The organism is Escherichia sp. HH091_1A (genome assembly GCF_030295175.1).
GTDB classification, from domain to species: Bacteria; Pseudomonadota; Gammaproteobacteria; order Enterobacterales; family Enterobacteriaceae; genus Escherichia; species Escherichia coli_F.
In genome coordinates, this window is record NZ_AP025747.1 from 4515140 (window position 1) to 4536400 (window position 21261).

Annotated in this window: 21 protein-coding genes, 1 pseudogene and 1 other annotated feature; of the genes and pseudogenes, 7 read left to right on the forward strand and 15 right to left on the reverse strand. The window is 51.7% G+C overall.

Annotated elements, in window-relative coordinates; translation table 11 throughout:
- Positions 1-2: 2 nt before the first annotated feature.
- Both ilvB and ivbL read right to left on the reverse strand, forming a co-directional pair.
- Positions 3-1691 carry an acetolactate synthase large subunit gene (gene ilvB / locus QUF14_RS22510; protein WP_100733592.1) on the reverse strand — a complete coding sequence of 563 codons (1689 nt, stop codon included), beginning with the start codon at positions 1689-1691 and terminating at the stop codon, positions 3-5.
- A gap of 105 nt (positions 1692-1796) precedes the next feature.
- Entirely contained in the window at positions 1797-1895 is a 99-nt protein-coding gene (gene ivbL / locus QUF14_RS22515; protein WP_001300753.1) for an ilvB operon leader peptide IvbL, read from the reverse strand.
- A gap of 564 nt (positions 1896-2459) precedes the next feature.
- On the opposite strand from ivbL, the gene tisB reads away from it, so the two are divergent.
- Positions 2460-2549 carry a type I toxin-antitoxin system toxin TisB gene (gene tisB / locus QUF14_RS22520; RefSeq protein ID WP_000060506.1) on the forward strand — a complete coding sequence of 30 codons (90 nt, stop codon included), beginning with the start codon at positions 2460-2462 and terminating at the stop codon, positions 2547-2549.
- Positions 2550-2672: 123 nt separating this feature from the next.
- Here tisB and ysdE read toward each other — a convergent pair whose 3' ends face one another.
- A complete protein-coding gene (gene ysdE, locus QUF14_RS22525; RefSeq protein ID WP_211180519.1) occupies positions 2673-2747 on the reverse strand; it encodes a protein YsdE in 75 nt (24 codons plus the stop codon).
- Between the two features lie 81 nt (positions 2748-2828).
- On the opposite strand from ysdE, the gene emrD reads away from it, so the two are divergent.
- A complete protein-coding gene (emrD, locus tag QUF14_RS22530; protein ID WP_001306726.1) occupies positions 2829-4013 on the forward strand; it encodes a multidrug efflux MFS transporter EmrD in 1185 nt (394 codons plus the stop codon).
- A 7-nt stretch (positions 4014-4020) separates the two neighbouring features.
- On the opposite strand, the gene QUF14_RS22535 is transcribed toward emrD, so the two are convergent.
- From QUF14_RS22535 to QUF14_RS22545, 3 genes are read right to left on the reverse strand one after another with little or no spacing between them, the layout of a single operon-like run.
- A complete protein-coding gene (locus QUF14_RS22535) occupies positions 4021-4518 on the reverse strand; it encodes a radical SAM protein (RefSeq protein WP_000148072.1) in 498 nt (165 codons plus the stop codon).
- Positions 4515-4877 (reverse strand): DUF202 domain-containing protein, encoded by a 363-nt coding sequence (locus tag QUF14_RS22540; protein ID WP_001113432.1) that lies wholly within the window; start codon positions 4875-4877, stop codon positions 4515-4517. Before QUF14_RS22540 ends, QUF14_RS22535 begins: the two co-directional genes overlap by 4 nt.
- Positions 4867-5214 carry a YidH family protein gene (locus QUF14_RS22545; RefSeq protein ID WP_000703959.1) on the reverse strand — a complete coding sequence of 116 codons (348 nt, stop codon included), beginning with the start codon at positions 5212-5214 and terminating at the stop codon, positions 4867-4869. Before QUF14_RS22545 ends, QUF14_RS22540 begins: the two co-directional genes overlap by 11 nt.
- 107 nt (positions 5215-5321) lie before the next feature.
- Here QUF14_RS22545 and yidI point away from each other — a divergent pair, with 107 nt between their 5' ends.
- A complete protein-coding gene (yidI, locus tag QUF14_RS22550; RefSeq protein ID WP_000511296.1) occupies positions 5322-5771 on the forward strand; it encodes an inner membrane protein YidI in 450 nt (149 codons plus the stop codon).
- A 48-nt stretch (positions 5772-5819) separates the two neighbouring features.
- On the opposite strand, the gene QUF14_RS22555 is transcribed toward yidI, so the two are convergent.
- Together QUF14_RS22555 and QUF14_RS22560 are read right to left on the reverse strand one after the other, a co-directional pair.
- On the reverse strand, positions 5820-7313 hold the full coding sequence (locus QUF14_RS22555) for a sulfatase family protein (RefSeq protein ID WP_000828521.1): 1494 nt from the start codon (positions 7311-7313) through the stop codon (positions 5820-5822).
- On the reverse strand, positions 7310-9025 hold the full coding sequence (locus tag QUF14_RS22560; RefSeq protein WP_001087132.1) for a solute:sodium symporter family transporter: 1716 nt from the start codon (positions 9023-9025) through the stop codon (positions 7310-7312). The genes QUF14_RS22555 and QUF14_RS22560 overlap by 4 nt, the downstream gene beginning before the upstream one ends.
- Positions 9026-9191: 166 nt before the next feature.
- Here QUF14_RS22560 and QUF14_RS22565 point away from each other — a divergent pair, with 166 nt between their 5' ends.
- Positions 9192-10085: a helix-turn-helix transcriptional regulator gene (locus tag QUF14_RS22565; protein WP_001366762.1), complete on the forward strand. Its 894-nt coding sequence runs from the start codon at positions 9192-9194 to the stop codon at positions 10083-10085.
- On the opposite strand, the gene QUF14_RS22570 is transcribed toward QUF14_RS22565, so the two are convergent.
- Positions 10082-11404, reverse strand: coding sequence for a 6-phospho-alpha-glucosidase (locus QUF14_RS22570; protein WP_032185514.1), 1323 nt, complete (start codon positions 11402-11404; stop codon positions 10082-10084). The two genes, QUF14_RS22565 and QUF14_RS22570, sit on opposite strands and share 4 nt — an antisense overlap.
- A pseudogene (locus tag QUF14_RS22575) lies at positions 11404-13020 on the reverse strand (PTS sugar transporter subunit IIB). Before QUF14_RS22575 ends, QUF14_RS22570 begins: the two are co-directional and overlap by 1 nt.
- Before the next feature lie 295 nt (positions 13021-13315).
- Between QUF14_RS22575 and QUF14_RS22580 the strand changes: the two are divergent.
- A complete protein-coding gene (locus QUF14_RS22580) occupies positions 13316-14032 on the forward strand; it encodes a GntR family transcriptional regulator (RefSeq protein ID WP_001300779.1) in 717 nt (238 codons plus the stop codon).
- Here the strand turns inward: QUF14_RS22580 and QUF14_RS22585 are convergent.
- From QUF14_RS22585 to ibpA, 3 genes are all read right to left on the reverse strand, one after another.
- Positions 14029-15690 (reverse strand): putative transporter, encoded by a 1662-nt coding sequence (locus QUF14_RS22585; RefSeq protein ID WP_001279763.1) that lies wholly within the window; start codon positions 15688-15690, stop codon positions 14029-14031. The two genes, QUF14_RS22580 and QUF14_RS22585, sit on opposite strands and share 4 nt — an antisense overlap.
- 195 nt (positions 15691-15885) lie before the next feature.
- Positions 15886-16314: a small heat shock chaperone IbpB gene (ibpB, locus tag QUF14_RS22590; RefSeq protein WP_001243426.1), complete on the reverse strand. Its 429-nt coding sequence runs from the start codon at positions 16312-16314 to the stop codon at positions 15886-15888.
- 111 nt (positions 16315-16425) lie between these two features.
- The gene (gene ibpA / locus QUF14_RS22595) at positions 16426-16839 is read right to left on the reverse strand and encodes a small heat shock chaperone IbpA (protein WP_001243437.1); all 414 of its coding nucleotides are present in this window, start codon (positions 16837-16839) and stop codon (positions 16426-16428) included.
- Positions 16833-16905, reverse strand: a sequence feature (ROSE (Repression Of Heat Shock gene Expression) occurs in the 5'-region of heat shock genes and acts as an RNA thermometer to modulate expression.). (Overlaps the previous gene by 7 nt.)
- A 239-nt stretch (positions 16906-17144) precedes the next feature.
- Between ibpA and QUF14_RS22600 the strand changes: the two genes are divergently transcribed.
- Complete coding sequence (locus QUF14_RS22600; RefSeq protein ID WP_001313407.1) at positions 17145-17477, forward strand: YceK/YidQ family lipoprotein; 333 nt, start codon at positions 17145-17147, stop codon at positions 17475-17477.
- Position 17478: 1 nt separating this feature from the next.
- Here QUF14_RS22600 and QUF14_RS22605 read toward each other — a convergent pair whose 3' ends face one another.
- Positions 17479-18693 (reverse strand): YidR family protein, encoded by a 1215-nt coding sequence (locus QUF14_RS22605; RefSeq protein ID WP_024211986.1) that lies wholly within the window; start codon positions 18691-18693, stop codon positions 17479-17481.
- 99 nt (positions 18694-18792) lie between these two features.
- Here QUF14_RS22605 and cbrA point away from each other — a divergent pair, with 99 nt between their 5' ends.
- Positions 18793-19893, forward strand: coding sequence for a colicin M resistance lipid reductase CbrA (cbrA, locus tag QUF14_RS22610; protein WP_100733630.1), 1101 nt, complete (start codon positions 18793-18795; stop codon positions 19891-19893).
- On the opposite strand, the gene QUF14_RS22615 is transcribed toward cbrA, so the two are convergent.
- A complete protein-coding gene (locus QUF14_RS22615; protein ID WP_000253474.1) occupies positions 19854-21191 on the reverse strand; it encodes an MFS transporter in 1338 nt (445 codons plus the stop codon). The genes cbrA and QUF14_RS22615 overlap by 40 nt on opposite strands.
- Positions 21192-21261: the final 70 nt, after the last annotated feature.

The window sequence follows — 21261 nt, forward strand, 5'->3', positions numbered from 1 at the left end:
GCTTATTCCCCCACCATTTCAGTATTCGCCGCACCTGGCGGCACCATCGGGTACACTTTTTCTTCGGCATCAATGCGCACATGGATCAGCGCTGGCCCAGGGCGGTTGATGATTTCCTGCAATGCAGCCTGCGGATCGGCTTCGTTATTCAAATCACAGGTTTCGAGGCCAAATCCGGCGGCAATCTGCATAAAGTTGATTTTGCCCGGATAGGTGGCGGCAAAAACGCCCTGCTTGTAGAACAGACTCTGTTGCTGATGCACCAGCCCCAGCGCTTCGTTGTTCATCAGAATGATTTTCACATCCAGCTGGTTTTCACTGGCGGTCGCCATCTCCTGAATATTCATCATCAGGCTGCCGTCGCCGGAGAAACACAACACTTTGCGATCCGGGTTCGCCAGCGCCGCGCCAATGGCCGCAGGCAGGCCAAAGCCCATCGTGCCCAGCCCGCCGGAGGTCAGCCACTGGCGTGGGCGATTGAGCGGATAAGCCTGCGCGGTCCACATCTGATGCTGACCCACGTCGGTGGTGATAATCGCGTTGTCATCGACACAGGCGGCAACGGCGTTGATCAGGCCGTAATGGCTTAACGGATCACACGCTTTCGGGATTGGACACGGGAATTCGCGCTGCAAATCGGCTACCAACTGGTGCCACTCTGCACGCGGTTGCGCGTCCACCTGTGGGATCAGCTGCACCAGCACGTCATCAACATCCGCCTGAATCGCTACGTGCGGCTGCTTGATTTTGCCCAGCTCTGCGCGGTCGATATCGACATGAATAATTTTGGCATTCGGGCAGAACTGCTCGGTTTTACCAATCGCCCGGTCATCAAAACGCGCGCCGAGAACAATCAGCAGATCCGCCTCCTGCAAAATGTAGTTGGTGCTGCGCACGCCGTGCATCCCCAGCATACCCAGCGACAGGGGATGTGCTTTTGGCAATATGCCCAGCGCCATTAAAGTCATGGTGGTAGGCAGCTGCGCTTTCTCCGCCAGTTCACGCACCCGCGCGGGCGCGTTAATGACACCGCCGCCCAGATAGAGCACCGGGCGTTTGGCGGCGTTAATCATTGCAGCTGCGTCACGAATACTCTCTTCACTAAACGCAGGCGCGGCAGCTTTTTCTGTCATACCGGGCTGTTCTTCAATCTCAAAAACTGCCGTTTGCACATCCTTAGGAATGTCTATCCACACCGGGCCAGGGCGGCCTGATTGCGCAATACGGAAGGCATCGCTCATGACCTGCGGGAGTTCTTCGATATGTCTGACCAGATAGTTGTGTTTGGTGATGGGGATAGAGATGCCGTAGGTGTCCACTTCCTGGAAGGCGTCAGTGCCGATCATTGAGGCAGGGACCTGGCCGGTGATGCAAATCAGCGGGATGGAGTCCAGTCGCGCATCGGCAATGGCGGTCACCAGGTTAGTCGCACCCGGTCCGCTACAGGCCATACAGACTGCCGGTTTGCCGTCAGTGCGCGCCATTCCCTGAGCGATAAACCCCGCGCCCTGTTCATGGCGAGCCAGAATATGGCGGATTTGCGTGCTTTGGCTTAAGGCGTCGTAAACAGGCAGGATAGAACCGCCCGGAATGCCCGTCACAATCTTAATGCCCTGCTGTTCCAGGAAATGAACGATAAATTCTGCGCCGGTAAAGCGCTTACGTGTCGATGATGTGCCCGAACTTGCCATGCTCCAGTCCTTTTCTTCTGGGCCGACTTTCCGGGAGGTGCTTAAACGAAAAACCCCGCCCGGTTTGCGCCGGCGGGGTTTTGGAATCGTGTGTTGTTCCAGTCCCTACGGCGCATTGCCGACGACCACCACCACACGCACGACGACCACTGCGGCGGATGGCGCAGTTGGTAGTAGTTTTGCGTTGAGCATGGAAGTAGTCATTGGGGACCTTGTTGGTTTTGTGTTTAACAATATTTATACAAGCACAGGTTTACAGGGGAGACAATGGAAAATTTTTCATCAAGGGAAAATTGAGGGATTGATCACGTTTTGTACTGAAAAGCAGGCAATAAAAAACCCCGCCGGAGCGAGGTTTCGTCAGCCGCCCGCGGCTGGTAACCGCAAAGCACACTGTATTATGTCAACACTGAAAGTATACGTGTTCCGCGCAGAACGCGCAATTTCGGCACGAATTTTGACGTATTTAGTACATAGTTGAGTATCGATCACAGTTTACGTTTTGTCTAAATATTACTGTTTATTTATACAGTAAACTTCTATAATATCACTGTACGCAATGTGTTATGCGGGGGCCGCATCGTTACCCGGCGCACTAAGTCCTGGCTGAAACGGGTGGTGCCGTCAGCGCCTTAACCCCGCGTGAGCACACTGTGTTATGTCAACAAGCACAACGTTTCTCCTTGAGATACCGCGTGCACAACAGCTGGCAACAGGCAGCGGAAAGGTACGTCAGCTGGCAGTGCTCCTGAACCACAGGAGACGCGTATGAGCCTGGTGGATATCGCCATTCTTATCCTCAAACTCATTGTTGCAGCACTGCAACTGCTTGATGCTGTTCTGAAATACCTGAAGTAATTCAGATTCAAGTCGCACCAAAGGGGAGCGGGTAACCGCTCCCCTTTTATATTTAGCGTGTGGGTTGGTGTCGGATGCGATGCTGACGCATCTTATCCGACCTACCATCCCTCCCGGCAACATTTATTGCCGCTTTTGTTTACATATTCTGCCGCTAAACAATTCCCCATTCCTGGCGTATATCTGGCTAACATTCATCAATGTGATAGATTCCTCTCCCGCATTTATGGGAATGCGTAGTGACTTATTCTAATTATTTTTATAAAAGCATCCGTGATAATGAAAAGGCATAGAAACGTCAATTTGTTATTGATGTTGGTATTACTCGTGGCCGTCGGTCAGATGGCGCAAACCATTTATATTCCAGCTATTGCCGATATGGCGCGCGATCTCAACGTTCGTGAAGGGGCGGTGCAAAGCGTAATGGGCGCTTATCTGCTGACTTACGGTGTCTCGCAACTGTTTTATGGCCCGATATCCGACCGTGTGGGTCGCCGACCGGTGATCCTCGTCGGAATGTCCATTTTTATGCTGGCAACGCTGGTCGCGGTCACGACCTCCAGTTTGACGGTGTTGATTGCCGCCAGCGCGATGCAGGGGATGGGCACCGGCGTAGGCGGCGTGATGGCGCGTACATTGCCGCGTGATTTATATGAACGGACACAGTTGCGTCATGCTAACAGCCTGTTAAATATGGGTATTCTAGTCAGTCCTTTGCTCGCACCGTTAATCGGCGGTCTGCTGGATACGATGTGGAACTGGCGCGCCTGTTATCTCTTCCTGTTGGTACTTTGTGCCGGTGTGACCTTCAGTATGGCGCGCTGGATGCCGGAAACGCGTCCGGTAGATGCACCGCGCACGCGCCTGCTTACCAGTTATAAAACACTTTTCGGTAACAGCGGTTTTAACTGTTATTTGCTGATGCTGATTGGCGGTCTGGCCGGGATTGCCGCCTTTGAAGCCTGCTCCGGCGTGCTGATGGGTGCGGTATTAGGGCTGAGCAGTATGACGGTCAGTATTTTGTTTATTCTGCCGATTCCGGCGGCATTTTTTGGGGCATGGTTTGCCGGACGTCCTAATAAACGCTTCTCAACGTTGATGTGGCAGTCGGTTATCTGCTGCCTGCTGGCTGGCTTGCTGATGTGGATCCCCGACTGGTTTGGCGTGATGAATGTCTGGACGCTGCTCGTTCCCGCCGCGCTGTTCTTTTTCGGTGCCGGGATGCTGTTTCCGCTGGCTACCAGCGGCGCAATGGAACCGTTCCCCTTCCTGGCGGGCACGGCTGGCGCGCTGGTCGGCGGTCTGCAAAACATTGGTTCCGGCGTGCTTGCGTCGCTCTCTGCGATGTTGCCGCAAACCGGTCAGGGCAGCCTGGGGTTGTTGATGACCTTAATGGGATTGTTGATCGTGCTGTGCTGGCTACCGCTGGCGACGCGGATGTCGCATCAGGGGCAGCCCGTTTAAGCTCACGTCACCGCAGCATCGTCATCAGCTCCATGGGAGAACGATGCTGCTTTATCAGATCACGCATCACCCGCATATGCGGCGCGGAGTAAGAATAAAACGCCTGATAGCCCGCACAAAGCACGTTGTCTGGCGTCTCCTCCCGAGCGTGCGGGCACAGCCGATGCCAGTCGCACGCCTGGCAGCCACGGCGCGGTTGCGGGTTTTCGCTGCCACACCATTTTTGTAGGGTGGCGTCAAAAAGCTCAATCGAGATACGACTGATATCTGCCCGTACCCAACACTCGAACAGGGCAATTAAAAATTTCCCCCACAGCTCTGCTGTCACCGAAGCGGCCGTCAGATCGCCCCGGTCATCAAATTCAAGATGGGGAATAAGCTGTACGGAGCGGATGCCCCGCTGTTTGAAATTGTAATAAAAATCGGCAGGTTGCAGAGCATCCTTATACTCTACAACCAGTTTATGCCTGTCCTCTTCAGCATCAATGACCTGACTTCCTGTCATGCGACTCTCTCAATAAATACGATAAGTTGATGTATATGCGTTACAGCAAACAGTATTGCGAGAGATAACACCGCGAGGGAGATCAAAAATTTGTCACGGACTACGTGAAATTGGGAAAAATCGCTATTCGTGACATCCATTAAATTGCGATTACGGGTGTAGTGCCAGAGGATCAGCGCCACGATGGCGAGGATGCCAATCGAAATCCAGAATAACATGCCCGCCTGGTGCCAGTTGTGTTTGATAGCCAACGCCATCAACGCACCGTAGCCCAGCATGGTACGAAACCACGCCAGTGATGTACGCTCCGGCTGCAGCCCTGGGTCGGCAATGCGTCTGGCTTTGCGGCTATCCGGCATACAACACCAGTCCCATAACGATCACCGCCACGACCATCAATATTAAGCTGATGATTAATAAGCTGTTGGTATAGGGCAGGTCCTCTTTCAGACGCATCGCTTTTTCATTGCGTAACCAGCGCAAGTAGCCATACATCGCTAACCCGCCGGAAAACAGACACAACAACAACGCCAGCAGTTCGCGAATGACGGGCGTGGCGAAATCTGGCGCAAGTTGATCAAGCCCAACCCCCGCCGCCAGAAATCCTAGTGCAGTACGGATCCACGCCAAAAAAGTACGCTCATTAGCCAGCGAGAAGCGGTAATCGGGCGCTTCTCCGAGGCGGGAAATTTTCATTGTTGCTCCTTTGCAATTTCACTAACGCTCTACCTTTAGCGGTTTTTTTAAGAATTTCGTCCGCCCGTTTCCTGATATGCTTTTGCCATCCGCTACAAGGAGGTCAGATGGGTATCATAGCGCAAAATAAAATCAGTTCATTGGGCATGCTGTTCGGTGCCATCGCTTTAATGATGGGGATTATCCACTTTTCATTCGGCCCTTTTTCCGCACCACCGCCAACGCTTGAAAGCATCGTGGCGGACAAAACGGCTGAAATTAAAAGAGGTCTTCTCGCCGGAATAAAAGGCGAAAAAATTACCACCGTGGAGAAAAAAGAGGATGTAGATGTCGATAAAATCCTCGATCAAAGCGGTATCGCACTGGCCATTGCTGCGCTACTTTGCGCATTTGTTGGCGGTATGCGTAAGGAAAATCGCTGGGGCATTCGCGGCGCGCTGGTTTTTGGCGGCGGGACGCTGGCTTTCCATACCTTGCTTTTTGGTATCGGCATCGTGTGCAGCATTTTGCTGATATTCCTTATCTTTTCCTTCCTGACCGGCGGTTCGCTGATTTAAGCAGCCTGAATATTTTGCCCGCTGGGTTATCGCCAACGGGCATTGTCGTCAAAACTTCTGTTTTTTCTCTTCCACCTTCACCCCTTGTGTTGGCAGGCCGGTGTCATAGTCGCGTACTACCGGCGAATAGCCATCCTGTGGGCGTGGACGGAACGCCCCCATCCAGCGCGGTTGCGCATCTTTACGCCACGGACGCAGACTCCATTGGTAACTGCGGAACGGATCGCGAATTTTGTCCATGTAATCCAGCAAGGCGTCATGCATTTTGCGGCGAACGTCGGCAAAACGGATATCATCGATCAGGTTATGCATTTCATTTGGGTCGTTACGGCGATCGTAAAGTTCATCACTGGTGAAGAGGTTTAGCACCAGTTTAAAGTCATCCGTCACCCAGCAACGCACCGGAATAAAACCGCCAAAGCTGTCATGCTCAATCTCATAACGGTTAAATTCCACCATCACGCCACGCGGCTCTTTCACAGCAAGGATATTTTCCCCCGGCAGAATCTCTGGTTTTTCAATATCTGCCAGCGCCATCATTGTCGGCAGTAAATCGATATGACTGACTGGCGTATCGACCTGCCGCCGCTCCCCTTGCGGCGAACGGATGATCAGCGGAATACGGGTGATGTCGTCATACATCGCCGCTCCTTTACTGATCAGCTTATGTGCGCCCATCATTTCACCATGATCGGAGGTATAAATGACCCACGTATTTTCACGTTGCTCTGGCGTTAAGGCATTGATGACCCGTCCGATTTGGTCATCAACAAAGTCATTGCAGGCAAAATAGAGCGGATGGTGATAAAGCCCGTCATCACCGACTGGCGATGGCATCGCCTGCGCCCATAAGCGGTGATGTTCCGGTTTGTTCGCCAGGTCATCCTGTGATTTCTCGCCAAGTTCGTAGTAAAAATCAGCGTATTTCTCTAAATACTCCACCGGACAGGTGAACGGGTGATGCGGCTCATCATACGAAACCACCATCAGGAAGGGTTCCTCGGCGCGCGCGGGCTGTTGCAGAAAATCTACCGCCCGATTGCTGATGCGGTGCGCCCAGGTGAAGGTTTCGTCGATCTGGTTCGCCTGTAAATCCTCAACGCTGTTTAGGCCATTGCGCCACAGGCTGATCTCTTTTTCCGTCAGTTCGCTAAGGTAGTTCGCCCCATCGAACCAGTAATCAGCGTCCCACTCCGGCGGACACTCGCCAGTGCCGAAATAGTCATGACCGTCGAGATGCCATTTGCCAATGTAACAGGTGTGATAGCCCGCATCCTTAAAGTAGCGTCCCATAGTGGAGATGTTTTTGCCCGGCGCGACGTTATTGGTCCACGGGCCGGACTGGTTAGCGTAGATACCAGTAAACAGCCCGGCGCGCGCTGGTGTACAAACCGGAGAACAGGTATAGGCGGAATTAAAGCGAATACTTTCCGCCGCCAGACTATCAATATTTTGCGTATTCAGCGGCTTACCGCTATAGCAACCGACCATATTGGTGGCCTGGGTATCGGTCATGATGAACAGAAAATTGGGGCGTTTCATAGGCTATCCTTCGCGTCGGGAGTAAAGGTTACGGCTGGGTCGTGACGATGCCGCCAGCTGTCAAAAATCAGGTAGACAATCACTACGGCAGCGATGAAATAACTGATCATCGCTAACCAGCGCGTACCGTAGCCGCCGAATTCAGCCAGCCCGGCATAGACGCCAATCATCGCGAACAAGATGCCAATTGACGCGATCTTGACGTTTTTCCACGGCTTCATGTCCACCGCAAACGCATCTTTGAAAGTGAACGGCGTGGCGCGTGGTTTGATAAAACCAATCACCAGCATCACTACCACGTTGATGCAGAACGTACAGGCCAGCACATAGAGGAAATGGAAGTCGAACTTCACCAGATAGTTGATGGTAATGTAGCTGATAATGCCAATCCCCATCGCCACTTTTGCCGCCAGTGCCGGAATGCGGGGGAAGAAAAAGCCCATAATGATGATGGTAACCAGCGGCACGTTGTAAATACCGTTGAGCTGTTTCATCCAGCTATACAGCCCCTGCGGCGCGTTGGCGATCCACGGCGCGACCAGCACCGAAACAATGGCGATAAAGAAACCAAATTTGCGCCCGACGGTAACCAGTTGCTGCGGCTCGGCATTTTGGTTAATGATGCGTCGGTAAATGCCCATACTGAATAACGTACTGGCGCTATTCAGAAAGCCGTTGAAAGTACTGATCACCGCACCAAATAACACCGCGCCGAAAAAACCTACCAGTGGCACTGGCAGAACGTTATTGACCAGCGTCGGGTAGGCCATGTCGGCTTTAGGTAAATCCTGATAAAGATGAAACGCAATCAACCCTGGCAGCACCAGTACCAGCGGGTCGAGCATTTTCAGCACCGCCGTTAACAGCGCCCCCTTTTGCCCTTCCGCCAGGCTTTTTGACGCCAGCGTGCGTTGCACGATGCCCTGATTTGTACACCAGTAAAAGGTGTTCACCAGAATCAAACCGGTAAATGCCGCGCCAATCGGCAAGGGATCGGTCGGGCCGCCGACTGAGTTTAATTTCTCGGCGTGAACGGTGGTGAGTTGCTCAATGCCCTGCATAAAGCTGCCCTTGCCCATCGCGATCAGGCCAAACACCGGCACCATCAACCCGCCAATAACCAGCCCAATACCGTTAATGGAGTCCGCCACCGCCATCGCGCGCAGTCCGCCGATCACCGCATACAAAATTCCCGCCAGGCCAAGCAAAATAACCAGTAGCCAGATAGCCGCACCGTGAGAAATTTGTAGCGATTCCCCGATGTGAAACAGGCTGTTTAACGCCAACGCGCCGGAGTAGAGAACAATTGGCAGAAAGCAAACGCCAGTGGCAATGAGGAAGCAGAAGTCGATGATAATACGCGTCGTTTTATCATAACGTTCCTCCAGGAAATCGGGGATGGTGGCAATGCCACGCTTCAGATAGCGCGGTAAAAAGATTAGCGCGAGGAAGATCAGCGTCACCGCAGAAGTGACTTCCCAGCCCATCACCGACATGCCGCTTTTGTAGGCCTGCCCGGAAAGTCCAACCAGTTGTTCCGTGGAAAGGTTGGTTAACATTAACGAAGCGGCAATAACCGGCGCTTTTAGTGAACGTCCGGCAAGAAAATAGCCTTGTTGCGATCCGGTATCTGTTTTGCGGACCTTCCACCAGGTGATGACCGCCACCAGCAGCGTAAAACCGACAAAACTCAAGATTTGTAACGAATTCATCTCATAGCCCTTATTTATGTTTATGTCCCGGACGCATGAATATAGGGAGAGGTAAAATGCGTCGGGTCAGGCAGTCAGATTCTTAAAATACAAACGTCGTATCCCTGAACGGATTGTTTTCTGTTAAGTTCAGGTTGTGAGCATAATTCGCCGGAGGGATATTAAAATGAATGGAAAATTGCAAAGTTCGGATGTAAAAAACGAAACTCCGTACAATATTCCCTTATTGATTAACGAAAATGTGATCTCCAGCGGAATTTCTCTGATCTCGCTCTGGCATACCTACGCCGACGAGCATTATCGGGTGATCTGGCCGCGGGACAAGAAGAAACCGCTTATCGCCAACTCATGGGTTGCGGTGTATACCGTACAAGGATGTGGGAAAATTATTTTAAAGAATGGTGAACAAATAACACTGCATGGCAACTGTATTATATTTTTAAAGCCAATGGATATTCACTCTTATCACTGTGAAGGTTTAGTCTGGGAACAGTACTGGATGGAATTTACCCCCACCAGTATGATGGATATTCCCGTCGGTCAGCAAAGCGTTATTTATAATGGCGAAGTTTATAATCAGGAACTCACCGAAGTTGCTGAATTAATTACTTCACCAGAAGCAATAAAAAATAATCTGGCAGTCGCTTTTCTGACGAAAATTATTTATCAGTGGATTTGTCTTATGTACTCAGACGGTAAAAAAGATCCACAACGGCGGCAAATTGAAAAACTAATTGCCACTTTACATGCCAGTCTGCAACAACGCTGGAGCGTAGCTGATATGGCTGCCACGATCCCCTGTAGCGAAGCCTGGTTGCGTCGTCTGTTTTTACGCTATACCGGCAAGACGCCGAAAGAATATTACCTCGATGCACGTCTGGATCTGGCGCTATCGCTATTAAAGCAACAAGGTAACTCGGTTGGCGAAGTCGCTGATACGCTCAACTTCTTCGACTCCTTTCATTTCAGCAAAGCCTTTAAACATAAATTTGGTTATGCGCCGTCAGCGGTGCTGAAGAATACGGACCAGCACCCAACGGATGCCAGTCCACACAATTAACGTAACTCTGGCCAGTACGCTTTGTTGGCCTCCAGCAACTCATCCAGAATAGCTTTGGCGACCGAGGCGCTCGGTACCGTTTTCGACAGGGTAATCGCCTGCCACAGGTGCTGATATGAACGCTGTTCCCAGGCGTCCACGACCAGTTTTTCCACCGCCACTTGCTGACTCATTAACCCTTTCTGAAACTGCGGGATATCGCCGACCACCAGTGGTTCTGGTCCGTTGTGCCCGACCAGACACGGGATCTCGACCATCGCTTCATCATCAAAGTTATGAATTGCCCCATTGTTAGGCACAATCAGCAACATCCGCTCCTGAGTGTTAAAGGCGATTGCCGCTGCCAGATCGACGATGTATGACGCATGTTCGTCAATTTCCAGCTTGCCCGCCGCCGAATTTCCTGCCGCCGTAATGGCGCGGCAAGCATCGAAAACCTGTTTCTCGCGATGTTCCATCACCTCATTCGCGCGGGTATGTTCAGGGTTGGAATGCTGAACGACATAATCCGGGAAGAGATAATATTTCAGATAGGTGTTCGGCAATGTATCCGGATCCAGTGCCTGGACATCCCGCGCTTTTGCATAGGTGTCGTTCCAGCTCGCTTCAGTATGTGTATCTTGCTGCGGTGGAACATAACCGTGCTTAGAGACATATTGCCGCAGCTGGGGCATCAGGTCGTTGCCCTGCAAATCTTCAATTGATGTCCACCAGCCAAAGTGGTTCAGGCCGTAGTAGCGCACGCGCATCTGTTTGCGATCTTGCAGCCCAACAATTTGCGCCATCCGACTTTCAATACCGATTGGCATGTCACAGATGTTGAGGATTTTCGCGTTCGGGCGCAGACGACGTGTGGCTTCTGCCACAATTGCTGCCGGGTTGGAGTAGTTGAGCATCCAGGCATTTGGTGAATATTTTTCCATATAATCCACCAGTTCCAGGACGCCACCGATAGACCGCATGCCGTACGCTATTCCGCCGGGTCCGCAAGTTTCCTGACCGACAACGCCGTGGCGCAGCGGTATTTTTTCATCCAGTTCGCGCATCGGATATTTGCCGACACGAATGTGCGCCATGACAAAATCAACGTCGCTGAACGCCACTTCAGGATCGGTGGTGTAGCTAAACTCAATGTCCGGCGCTTTCTCTTTAAGAATAACTTTACAGGCTTCGGCAATCACTTCCTGCCGTGCGCCATCGTTATCATAAAATTTCAGTGCGCGAAGCGGGAAACGATCCTGATTCGCCAATAACATCAACACGATGCCTGGCGTAAAGGTGCTTCCACCGCCTGCGACAACCACTGAGAATTTGGTCATTATACTGCCTCCGTAATGGCAACTTTTTCTGCTAATTGATGAGAATTAATTAAGCTATCGAGCTGTTCACGCAGCTGGGAAACATGCAAACCAATGATCACCTGAATGGCATCACCACTACGGAAGACGCCATGCGCTCCCAGCTTTTTAAAGACTTCGTCATCCAGTGTTTGTGACATGTCATGCAGTGCAATACGTAGACGCGTCGCGCAATTGTTGATGCTGGAGATATTGCCCACCCCGCCCAGGGCTTGCAGGATGCCGGCAGCCTGCTCCAGCTCTTTTTTGGGCTCTGCAGCGGTAGTTTGGCCTCGCGAGGCTTTGTATTCGGCTTTCGAGTAGAGCTTCACCTCCGCATCTTCACGCCCCGGTGTGCACATGTTGAATTGCAGAATCAGGGTGCGGAAGACAACGAAGTACAAGAGGGTAAAGCACAACCCAATGGCGATTTGGGTCAGCATCATATCCGCGTGGTTGCTGAACATCGGGATCCAGTTTTGCGGTAAAACCTAGTCTATCAGACCACCGCCCATGTTGCCCACCACACCAAAGAGATACATCACAGTCGACATTGAAGCTGCCAGCACAGCATGTACCGCAAACAGCAACGGTGAAATGAACAGGAAGGTAAATTCCAGCGGTTCGGTAATTCCCACCAGCATGGCGGTTAAGGTTGCGGGGATCAGCAAGCCCGCCACTTTTACCCGATTTTCCGGTGCAGCGGTGAAGTACATCGCTAAAGAAATGCCCACGGCACCAAAGATTTTTGAGTTGCCGTGCAGGGCAAAACCGCCTTCCGGGAACAACGATTTCAGCGGCTCGGCGCTCAGACTGAACTCTTGCAGATGCTGCGCCCAGTACATCTGAATGCCGCCCTCAACAGCTGCCGGACCAAAGATAAACGGTCCGTAGATGAAGTGGTGTAAACCGGTTGGGATCAGAATGCGTTCGAGGAAGGTGTAAACCCAGACCCCAAGCGCACCCGCCGAACGCAGGAACGCTTGCAGAGATTCAATCCCCATTTGTACTTTTGGCCAGCCGAGCAATGTCAGCCACGCGCATGGGATCATCACCAGGAAGGCGATAATCACCACATAAGATGTCCCCTGAAAAATGCCGAGAAACACCGGCAGTTTTTTATCGAACAGACGGTTATGCAACGCTGTCACAATGCCGGAAATGATAATTGCGCCGATAATGCTGGTATCAAGGGTTTTAATTCCCGCCATCATTGTCAGCCCGCTACCTGCCACTGCGTCCTGAGAGAAATCGACGCCGAAGTAGCTTCCCCAGGTCATTCCCATCGCGTTGATGAAATAGTTCCAGGTCAGGAAACTCACCATCACCGCCAGACAAGCACGCCCCTGCGCTTGCTTCGCAAGGCCAATGGGTAAACCGACAGCAAAAATCAGCGGCATATTACGGAATACCGTCCAACCGCCCTCTTCAATGATGTGTACGATTTGCGCGAATAAACTGTTCGGATCGGTCAGTGATTCCCCGACAAACATCGGGTTTTGCAGCAAAATGGCAAGACCCACCACAATCCCGGCGAAGGGAAACAGCAGCACTGGCGTGAACATCGCGCCGCTAAAGCGTTGAATTTGACTGAGCATTTCCACATCCTCTTTTCTCAATTCTGTAAGTAGGAAGCCTGATTGGTTATGCGGCAGGCCTGGAGCGAGGATAGGAAGATGCTATCGGCAGAACATGACGACCCAGTGGGATTCGTGATCGCTTTCATGCTTTTCGTTGAGCGGTAGAGATCTACGTTTTCGCGAAAAAGTAGACATCTGTGAACACGGGTACACAGCATCGAACACATCACTAAAAAAAAGATGCTTTTTCAACGGATTAATCGAAATTTGTGGGCGCTTTACCCGGGCTTGCAGGCAAAAAAGAGATCTAGAGATGATCTACAAAAGCATTGCGGAGCGGTTAAGAATTCGACTTAACTCCGCGGATTTCACGCTAAACAGTCTTCTTCCCGGTGAAAAAAAGCTGGCGGAAGAGTTTGCGGTATCACGGATGACCATCCGTAAAGCCATTGACCTGCTGGTGGCGTGGGGGTTGGTGGTCCGCCGCCACGGCAGCGGTACTTATCTGGTGCGCAAAGATGTACTGCATCAAACTGCCAGCCTGACCGGGCTGGTGGAGGTGTTAAAACGCCAGGGGAAAACAGTCACCAGCCAGGTGCTAATATTTGAAATCATGCCTGCGCCTCCGGCCATTGCCAGCCAATTACGGATTCAAATCAACGAGCAGATCTACTTCTCCCGTCGCGTTCGTTTTGTGGAAGGGAAACCGCTGATGCTGGAAGATAGCTATATGCCGGTAAAACTGTTCCGCAACCTTTCGCTGCAACATCTGGAAGGGTCGAAGTTTGAATATATTGAACAAGAGTGCGGGATTCTTATTGGCGGTAATTATGAAAGCCTGACGCCGGTTCTCGCCGATAGACTGCTGGCGCGGCAAATGAAGGTAGCGGAACACACACCACTGCTGCGGATCACCTCGTTGTCATATAGTGAGAGCGGTGAGTTTTTGAATTATTCAGTGATGTTCAGAAATGCCAGTGAATACCAGGTGGAGTACCATTTACGGCGACTCCACCCGGAAAAGAGTTAACCGATACTCCAAAAGAGCACCGCCAGTAATTGTGGGGTGATAATGCGCAGGAACATCACCAACGGATAGACAGTGGCATAAGAGAGTGCCGCCGCACCGCTGGTTGGATGAAGATTATTAGCAAATGCCAGCGCCGGAGGATCGGTCATGGAGCCAGCCAGCATTCCGCACATGGTCAGGTAATTCATTTTGGCTAACATCCGCGCCAGAATACCAACAGTAATCAGCGGAACGGCGGTGATCAGGGCACCATATCCAATCCAGCTTAGCCCTTCGCCATTGACCAGGGTATTTACAAAATCCCCACCGGATTTCAGCCCCACTACCGAGAGGAACAGTACGATCCCCAGCTCCCGCAGCGCGAGGTTGGCGCTTGGCGGCATAAACCAGTACAGCTTACCGATACTGCCGATACGCCCGAGGATCAACGCCATAATCAGCGGGCCGCCCGCCAGTCCCAGTTTCAACGCCGCCGGGAATCCCGGCACAAAGACGGGAATAGAACCTAACAATACGCCAAGCCCGATACCAATAAACACCGGCAGCATCTGAACCTGTTGCAGTTTCTGCTGCGCATTCCCCAGCACATTGGCAACGGCATCAATTGCGGACGGACGCCCCACCAGGTTGAGGATATCGCCGAACTGCAGGCTGATATCACCACTGGCGACCAGTTCGACCCCGGCACGGTTCAGACGCGAGATAACAACGTCATAGCGTTCTTTAAAGTGCAGATCGCGAATACGCTTACCAAGCACGTTTTCATTGGTGACCACCACACGCTCGACGCGTAAATCAGTGCCTTTCGTGGACAGCGAGGTATCGACCTCCTGACCAATCACCAGTTGCGCATTATGTAAATCCGCTGGCTGCCCCACCAGATGCAGCAAATCACCCAGTTGGATAATGGTATCAGGCGAAGGTACTTTTAGGGTTTCTTCTCGTTTCAGACGCGAACAGATAATTTTGTCCCCGTTGAGAATCGGTACATCTTTAATGGCTAAGTCATGCAGGTTAGGGTTCTCAACGCGAATATTGATAGTCCTGATCAGCGCGCCGCCATTGGTGCGTGAAGACTCGTGCTGCTGGGCTTCTGTCTCGACATTGACGCGGAAAATAACCCGCAACATCCACATGGTGAACAAGATCCCGCAAATGCCGAATGGATACGCCATCGCGTAACTCATCCCCATCTGATCGACCATTTCCATTGGTGTACCCAGGTCGCGCAAGATCTGCTGCCCTGCCCCCAGCGCTGGCGTATTGGTTACCGCACCGGAGAAAATCCCCAGTACTACCGGCAGTGGAATATCAAACAGTTTATGCAGGATGGCGGTAACCAGACCACCGATGATGACGATCAGAACAGCAAACAGGTTGAGGCGTAATCCGGAGACGCGCAATGAGGCAAAGAAGCCCGGCCCCACCTGAATACCGATGGTATAAACGAACAGGATCAGGCCAAATTCCTGAATAACATGCAGCATATCGCTACTTAATGTCATCCCCGCCTGAGAAACAAAATGGCCGACGATGATCCCACCAAACAGCACGCCGCCAATACCTAATCCTATGCCGCGAAATTTGACGTTGCCGATAAACAAACCGACGACTGCCACCAAAGCCAGAATACTGACCGTTAATGCTATATCACTCATCGTCCATTTCTCTTGAGATAACATTTTAATTGCTACGGATTATGGCTGAATCGGTGAAGCAGATTTGCCTTATAGCGCACATTATCACGGGAAAGAACGTGCCGAAATATCTTAAACAGGCGAAATTTAACGCTTTGTTGAGTAAGAAAGACAAAAAAAGCCCCACCAGAATGGTGGGGCAAAGAGAATAGCTAGTTAGCTATTTAACGCGGGACGTTCGCTGATAGCGATACGCTGCGCTGCGATGGGTTCAGGCTCATTACGAATTAAATCAATATGCAGTAAACCGTTTACGAAGGTTGCACCAGAGACTTCCATATTTTCAGCCAGCGTAAAGCTCAGGCTAAATGGCTGATTCATAAGCCCTTGATGCAGCCATTTTTTCTCTTCTTTTGGCTGCTCCGGCGTGCCTTTTACGCTCAGGCGCGTACCTTCCAGTTGAATATCTAAATCTTCCTGACGAAAACCTGCCAGCGCAAGGGTAATGCGGTAGTGGTTATCGTCGCTTTTCTCAATGTTGTACGGCGGGAAGCTCTGGCTTTCACCGGCGTTTTGCAGTGCGTTGGCCAGTTTGTCAAAACCGATCCATTGACGCATCAGTGGGGATAAATCGAAGTTACGCATAGTCATTTCTCCTTCTAAGAAGCGAGTAAGTACCTGCAAATCCGAAGATTCGCATATGCTCCCTGACGGCGAGCATGGAGATATCAGACCGCGCCAGGCGGCCTTAGGGAATCAGTTGATTTCGATACGGCGCGGTTTTTTCGCTTCCGGAATCACACGTTCGAGATCGATATACAGCAGACCATTCACCAGGTTAGCGCCACGAACATGAATGTTCTCAGCTAACTGGAATTTACGTTCAAAGTTGCGTTCAGCGATGCCCTGGTACAGATAGGTGCGCTCTTTTTGTTCGTCGGCATGAGCACCTTTCACCACCAGCAGATTATCCTGGGCGGTAATTTCCAGTTCGCTCTCAGCAAAACCAGCCACAGCGATAGCAATGCGGTAATGGTTTTCGTCTACCAGTTCAACGTTATACGGAGGGTAGCCGCCATTACTCTGGCTCTGGTTGTTTTCTAAGTGGTTAAACAAACGGTCAAATCCAATAGCAGAACGGTAAAGCGGGGATAAATCAAAGTTACGCATAATCAATAGCTCCTGAAATCAGCGAGAATATAAGACCTTCCACAATGGACAGGTCAGGTAGCCAGAACACCCATCAGGCGCGTCCTCATCGGCTACGATGTAAAAATGGGTCTGGAAATGCACTTTTCAAGCCTTATCAGCGGACTTTTTTTTGCAGTTTATGGTCTATTGCATAGACTGAGGGGGCAGCACGAAACGTTAAAGTGCGATAGCCGCCACAGTGCGACGTAATGATGATGTTATTTTCAGCAAGGGATCGCTATAACTCATCAGGCCAACACCCACGATCAACAGATGAATTTATTATGATAAGAAATGTGTTGTTAGCGTTCATGATATGCAGCGGAATGGCATTACTCGGAGGATGCTCCAGCGTGATGTCCCATACCGGAGGAAAAGAAGGAACGTATCCCGGCACCCGCGCCAGCGCCACCATGATTGGCGACGATGAAACCAACTGGGGCACTAAGTCGTTGGCGATTCTCGATATGCCGTTTACCGCTGTGATGGATACGCTTTTACTGCCGTGGGATGTATTCCGCAAAGACAGCTCGGTGCGCTCACGCGTTGAAAAAAGCGAAGCCAACGCGCAAGCCACCAATGCGGTTATTCCACCGGCCAGAATGCCTGATAACTGATTTAGCGATCAGTTTCGGTGATCCACAGCTGGCCACCTTCCATCCACGCCAGCCATTGACCATCCGGCGAGAAGACCACGGCGTCCGCAGAAGGGGGATTGGCGTGGTTTTCGGTTAAATACTCAACCTCGCCGCTTTGCGCATCGACGCAAGCAATTCGATTATCCAGCACAAAGCCCAGCCATTCCCCGGAAGGGTGCCAGTTAAATACAGACTGAATATCCGTTTTGTTATGAGTTAACTGTCGCGGCTCGCCGCCCTGTGGTGAGATAAGCCACAATTGCACAATGCCGTTATCATCACGCATTAAAAACGCGATTTGCGTACCCTGCGGATTACAGCGCACCCAGTGGCGCGGAACGTTGACTAACCCCGGATAAGCCCGCTGATGGGTAAAGGTTAAACGTCGCTGCACGACGCCACGCGGTGGCGCGGGCAGGGTTGTTTCCGTTCCACTTAACGGCGCATCACCTGCTGCTTTCCAGCCAGCTTCATCTTGCGGTAACTCAACGATGAACAGCTCCGGCACTTTCTCGCCCTTTGGCGAAAGTGTGTCGCCAATAAACGCCAGCGCGTGATTTCCTACCCATCCTTCTTCATAAGCACGATTGATTTCATTACTGCCTGGCTGCGGCGTGGGCGTTGTTTTACTCACCAGTACGCACCAGTGGCTACCGCTGTATTCACGCGGATGCTGCTTTTGTACGTTGACCGGGCCAAACGGTGCAGCAACACCGACATTTCGCAAATCCAGCGCCGGATCGCGTTCATGCATTACATGGTCGTTATAGGTAAAGCTCACCCTTTCACCGTTCGGGCTAAAGACATGCACATGGCTGCCGCCGCGCAGCGCTCCTTGCGTATACGGCGCGGTAATATCCATTGCATCGAGATTGCTCACCTTGCCGCTTTCAGCAATCACTCCGCGTCGATGATGGAAATCGTAATGCCATGTTTCATCAGGATTTTCAGGGCCGTGAATAAAGACATATTTCTCTGACTTCGGATGAACGGTCACCACGCCGACGTGTGCGCCCTGTGACGCACGGTAGATAACCTCGACCTCACCGGTATGAATATTCACACGCTCAATGGTCTCGCCGGTAAACGACGCCCCAGAAGGACGCACGTCAAATACCAGCCACTGGCTGTCGGGCGTCCAGGTATTGGTATTGGTGAGCAGGTGATTACGGGGAGCAAAGGTTATCTGTTTCATGGCGCGGTCCTGATACAAAACGGTTCCGCCATCATACTTCACAAGGACTTCACTTTCAGACAATAGTCTTTTGCCATCGTGATGAATGTGAGTGAAAAGATGGAACATTTCGACGTGGCGATTATTGGCCTCGGCCCGGCAGGGTCGGCGTTGGCGCGAAAGTTAGCAGGCAAAATGCAGGTGATCGCGCTGGATAAAAAGCACCAGTGCGGTACTGAAGGTTTCAGCAAACCCTGCGGCGGTCTGCTGGCACCGGACGCGCAGCGATCTTTTATTCGCGATGGACTAACGCTTCCTGTCGATGTGATCGCCAATCCGCAGATTTTCAGCGTCAAAACCGTCGACGTCGCCGCATCGCTTACACGTAACTACCAGCGAAGCTATATCAATATTAATCGCCATGCTTTCGACTTATGGATGAAATCGCTCATTCCCACCAGCGTTGAGGTTTACCACGACAGCCTGTGCCGGAAAATCTGGCGCGAGGATGATAAATGGCATGTCATTTTTCGCGCAGACGGCTGGGAGCAACACATTACCGCCCGCTATCTGGTCGGTGCCGATGGTGCAAACTCGATGGTGCGGCGACATCTCTACCCGGATCATCAGATTCGTAAATATGTTGCTATCCAGCAGTGGTTCGCAGAGAAACATCCGGTGCCGTTCTACTCCTGCATCTTTGATAATGCGATAACTGACTGTTATTCATGGAGTATCAGCAAAGACGGTTATTTTATCTTTGGCGGTGCCTATCCAATGAAAGACGGCCAGGCGCGTTTCGCGTCGCTGAAAGACAAAATGAGCGCCTTTCAGTTCCAGTTTGGTAAGGCGGTAAAAAGCGAAAAATGCACGGTGCTGTTTCCCTCACGCTGGCAGGATTTTGTCTGCGGTAAGGACAACGCCTTTCTGATTGGTGAAGCGGCGGGATTTATCAGCGCCAGCTCACTGGAGGGGATTAGCTATGCGCTGGATAGCGCAGAGATTCTGCGTTCGGTGTTACTCAAACAACCGGAGAAGAGCAACGCCGCCTACTGGCGCGCCACCCGCAAACTGCGTTTAAAACTCTTCGGCAAAATAGTAAAAAGCCAATGCCTGACCGCACCGGCTTTACGAAAGTGGATTATGCGCAGTGGTGTGGCGCATATTCCACAGTTTAAAGATTATCCAACGCGCTTCACATCGCCCACCAGCAGGATGTAAGAGAGCGCGCCAATCAACGCGACGGCGGAGATATAAACCAGTGCAGGTGCGAAACCGTAACCCTGCGCCAGGTACCCCACCACCAGCGGAACGGTGATGCCGCCCAGACCACCGGCGAAGTTAAACACGCCGCCGGTTAAACCAATCAGCCGCATCGGTGCCAGAGAAGAGACTAACGACCAGGTAATCGAAGCAAAACCGTTGCCGAAGAATGCCAGCGCCATCAGGCACATAATCATCATCGGATCGTTGGTGTAGTTAGCACCCATAATGCAGGTGGAGATCAGCAAACCGCAGATAATCGGCGTTTTACGCGCAAAGCCCAGTGATAAGCCCTTACGAACCAGCAGATCCGCGACCCAGCCTGAGAGCAGGACGCCAACAAACGCCGCAAGGAATGGCACCGTGGTCATAAAGCCCGCTTTCAGCGCCGTGATTCCTTTTTCTTGAGTTAAATAGTTCGGGAACCAAGTTAAGAAGAACCACAGTGTAGAAGCCACCGCAAATTGCCCAAGATAGACGCCGATCAGTTTACGATGGAACACCAGTTTCCAGTCTTTGGCTGTTAACGGCTGACGCGCCTCTTTCTTCACCGGCGCATCGCCATCCACCAGACCGCCGCCGTCACGAATGTAATCCAGTTCAGCTTTGCTAATGCCTTTGGTCAGGCGCGGCGGCTGATAAACCTTAAACCAAATCAGCGACCAGATAATGCCGATACCGCCGGTGACAATGAACACCCAGTGCCAGCTCAACATTTCCTGAATCCAGATCAGCAGCGGAGTCAGAAACGCCAGACCGACAAACTGACCAGACGTATAAAAACCCACGGCAGAAGCGCGTTCATGTTCCGGGAACCAGCTGGTCACCATCCGGTTATTGGTCGGGAACGCGGGCGCTTCGAAAATACCGGTTATCGCGCGCAGACCAATTAATGACATTAAGCCCGTGGCAAAGCCCTGGAATAACGTCGCCACTGACCAGCCAAATATCGCAATAAAATAAGTCACGCGAGAACCTACGCGATCTAAAAACCAACCGCCGGGGATCTGACATAAGGTATAAAGCCAGGCGAAGGCCGAAAATACATAGCCCATTTGCGCTTTGGTAATGCCGAACTCTTCCTGAATATGGGCGGAAGCCACGGCCAGGTTAGCGCGGTCAACATAACAAATGACCACCGTAATAAAGATCATCACCAGCGTCAGATAACGCCGACGCCCCGGTTTTGCTGCATTAACGGGAATATCCATAGCGAGCTTTCTCCAGATTTTGGGCATAGCGAAGCCGCTCACCATGCCCTGTAATGTACAGAGGGTTATATTTTTGTATTGCTGTTTTAGTGCCCGATGAGGGGCTTACGTGGCA

Excerpts from the sequence above, each read along its gene's own strand:
- QUF14_RS22570 (WP_032185514.1), bottom strand. The coding sequence starts at position 11,404 with ATGACCAAATTCTCAGTGGTTGTCGCAGGCGGTGGAAGCACCTTTACG.
- yidI (WP_000511296.1), top strand. The coding sequence starts at position 5,322 with ATGGGTATCATAGCGCAAAATAAAATCAGTTCATTGGGCATGCTGTTC.
- cbrA (WP_100733630.1), top strand. The coding sequence starts at position 18,793 with ATGGAACATTTCGACGTGGCGATTATTGGCCTCGGCCCGGCAGGGTCG.
- emrD (WP_001306726.1), top strand. The coding sequence starts at position 2,829 with ATGAAAAGGCATAGAAACGTCAATTTGTTATTGATGTTGGTATTACTC.
- QUF14_RS22600 (WP_001313407.1), top strand. The coding sequence starts at position 17,145 with ATGATAAGAAATGTGTTGTTAGCGTTCATGATATGCAGCGGAATGGCA.
- QUF14_RS22545 (WP_000703959.1), bottom strand. The coding sequence starts at position 5,214 with ATGAAAATTTCCCGCCTCGGAGAAGCGCCCGATTACCGCTTCTCGCTG.
- ibpB (WP_001243426.1), bottom strand. The coding sequence starts at position 16,314 with ATGCGTAACTTCGATTTATCCCCACTGATGCGTCAATGGATCGGTTTT.
- QUF14_RS22580 (WP_001300779.1), top strand. The coding sequence starts at position 13,316 with ATGATCTACAAAAGCATTGCGGAGCGGTTAAGAATTCGACTTAACTCC.
- QUF14_RS22555 (WP_000828521.1), bottom strand. The coding sequence starts at position 7,313 with ATGAAACGCCCCAATTTTCTGTTCATCATGACCGATACCCAGGCCACC.
- ilvB (WP_100733592.1), bottom strand. The coding sequence starts at position 1,691 with ATGGCAAGTTCGGGCACATCATCGACACGTAAGCGCTTTACCGGCGCA.
- QUF14_RS22615 (WP_000253474.1), bottom strand. The coding sequence starts at position 21,191 with ATGGTGAGCGGCTTCGCTATGCCCAAAATCTGGAGAAAGCTCGCTATG.
- ibpA (WP_001243437.1), bottom strand. The coding sequence starts at position 16,839 with ATGCGTAACTTTGATTTATCCCCGCTTTACCGTTCTGCTATTGGATTT.
- QUF14_RS22585 (WP_001279763.1), bottom strand. The coding sequence starts at position 15,690 with ATGAGTGATATAGCATTAACGGTCAGTATTCTGGCTTTGGTGGCAGTC.
- QUF14_RS22565 (WP_001366762.1), top strand. The coding sequence starts at position 9,192 with ATGAATGGAAAATTGCAAAGTTCGGATGTAAAAAACGAAACTCCGTAC.
- QUF14_RS22535 (WP_000148072.1), bottom strand. The coding sequence starts at position 4,518 with ATGACAGGAAGTCAGGTCATTGATGCTGAAGAGGACAGGCATAAACTG.
- QUF14_RS22560 (WP_001087132.1), bottom strand. The coding sequence starts at position 9,025 with ATGAATTCGTTACAAATCTTGAGTTTTGTCGGTTTTACGCTGCTGGTG.
- QUF14_RS22540 (WP_001113432.1), bottom strand. The coding sequence starts at position 4,877 with ATGCCGGATAGCCGCAAAGCCAGACGCATTGCCGACCCAGGGCTGCAG.
- QUF14_RS22605 (WP_024211986.1), bottom strand. The coding sequence starts at position 18,693 with ATGAAACAGATAACCTTTGCTCCCCGTAATCACCTGCTCACCAATACC.
- tisB (WP_000060506.1), top strand. The coding sequence starts at position 2,460 with ATGAGCCTGGTGGATATCGCCATTCTTATCCTCAAACTCATTGTTGCA.
- ivbL (WP_001300753.1), bottom strand. The coding sequence starts at position 1,895 with ATGACTACTTCCATGCTCAACGCAAAACTACTACCAACTGCGCCATCC.